This window comes from Achromobacter sp. 2789STDY5608615 (genome assembly GCF_001298995.1).
GTDB lineage: Bacteria > Pseudomonadota > Gammaproteobacteria > Burkholderiales > Burkholderiaceae_B > Achromobacter > Achromobacter insuavis.
Map to the genome: position 1 here is coordinate 128509 of NZ_CYTY01000003.1, position 2040 is coordinate 130548.

The following is a 2040-nucleotide window of genomic DNA, read 5'->3' on the forward strand; positions in this document are numbered from 1 at the left end:
TGCTAGATGTCTCTCGCCTGGACGCCGGCGTGATCCAGGTGGAAAGGCGCCGTTTCCGTTTGCAGGAAACCTTCGATTCATTGGCCAACCAGTACACCCAGTCCGCCGCTTCCAAGGGCCTCGAGCTGAAGATACGACGTACCAGCGTCCGACCCGATACGGATCCGATTCTGCTGCAGAATATTCTCTCGAATCTCCTTTCCAATGCGGTGCGCTACACGGCGCACGGCAAGATCCTGCTGGCATGCCGCCGTCGACGGGACGCACTGGATATCTGCGTACTGGACACCGGCATCGGCATCGCCGAGGATCATTTCGACAGTATCTTCCAGGAGTTCTACCAGGTCGAAAACATAGTCCGCGATCGCGAACACGGCCTGGGACTAGGACTCGCTATCGTCAAGAGAACCGCCGATCTGATCGGCGCCGAGCTGCGCTTGCGTTCGGTCTATGGCAAAGGATCCTGCTTCACAGTGAGCGTTCCGCATCGAGACGAACCCGCCATTGCAGAGGGCCCATCGGTTCAGATGAATTCGCTACGTAAAGCCGATGGAAAACACACGGTTCTGGTGGTCGATGACGATAAACAAGTGCTCGATGGCATGGCGGTACTGCTGACCAGTTGGGGATATGCGGTCATCGCAGCGCGTTCATTGGAACAGGCATCAAGGGAATTGGACAAAGCCATCCCGCAGCTAATCGTGACGGACTTCCGGCTGGCCACGGAAACCACCGGCATTGACGTCGTGCATGCCGTGCACAAGGCCATCGGATTCGACGTTCCAGCCATCATCATTACCGGCGACACTTCGCCGCAAGGCATTAGCGAAGCCAACGCCAGCGGCTTCACAGTGCTGCACAAGCCGCTCGACATCACAACATTGAAAGATGCGATGTCAAGTGCTATCCGGCGTCATGCGCCAAACACCTTTGCTTATTAACAATAAATCGTGGAGAAAACGCTGACGATTTCTTAGGATGCCGGTTCGTTACCCCATTCAAGGCATCACCATGCTCCTCTCCGCCAAACGGCTTGTCGCCGCCCTTGCCGCCAGCGCCGCGCTGACCGCGCCCGCGCTGGCCGCCGACCCCATCAACGTCGGCTTCTTCTCGCACCTGTCGGGCAATTTCGCCGAATACGGCGCCAGCTTCAAGAACGCCGTCGAACTCTACCTGGACCGCGTCAACGCCGATGGCGGCATTGGTGGCCGCCCGCTCAAGCTGATCGTCGAAGACGACCGCAATTCACCGCAGGAAGCCGCCACCGTGGCGCGCAAGATCGTGGCCATGCCGGGCGTGGTGCTGGCCATCGGCTCCTGGTCGACCACGGCCTCGCTGGCCGCCGCGCCGATCTTCGCCGAAGCCCGGATCCCCCAGATCAGCCCGACGTCGTCGCATCCGGATTACAGCCGCCAGAGTCCCTTCCAGTTCCGCCAGAACAATACCGACGACGTGCTGGCACAGTACAACGCCGATACGATCCACAAGCAGCTCAAGGCCAACCGCATCGTCATCCCGTACTCGCAGGACGATTGGGGCGTGTTCACGGTCAAGGCCACCAAGGCGGCCATCGAAAAGGACGGCGGCCAGGTGCTGCTGACCGAGGCGGTGTTGCCCGGCTCCAAGGATTTCCGTCCGTTGATCAGCAAGATCAAGGCCGCCAAGCCCGACGGCGTGTTCGTGGCGCTGCCGTATCAGGAAGCCTCGATCTTCCTGCAGCAGTTGCGCCAGGCGGGCGTGGACATCCCGGCCGGCGGCGGTATTCCGCTGACGTCGCCCAAGTTCATCGAGCTGGCCGGCAAGGCGGCCGAGGGCGTGGTGGTGCACAGCATTTTCTTTGCCGGCGATCCGTCCAGGAAGGCTTTCGTGGACGCTTACCAGGCCAGGTACAACAAGCTGCCCGACCAGTTCGCGGCGCTGGCCTATGACGCCGCCGGCGTGGGCGTGGCCGCGATCCGCCGGGTGGTCGAGTCGGGCCAGCCGCTGACCGGCCAGGCCGTGCGCGACGCGCTGGCCAATGGCCCGGCCTATGAAGGCGTG

General features: G+C 61.6%; 2 protein-coding genes. Both read left to right on the top strand.

Annotated elements, in window-relative coordinates; genetic code table 11:
- Positions 1–941: ATP-binding response regulator (locus AOZ49_RS03590; RefSeq protein ID WP_156355577.1), on the top strand; the 941-nt coding region annotated here is incomplete at its 5' end.
- Positions 942–1011: 70 nt separating this feature from the next.
- The coding region (locus AOZ49_RS03595; protein ID WP_054474346.1) for an ABC transporter substrate-binding protein at positions 1012–2040 on the top strand (1029 nt) is incomplete at its 3' end.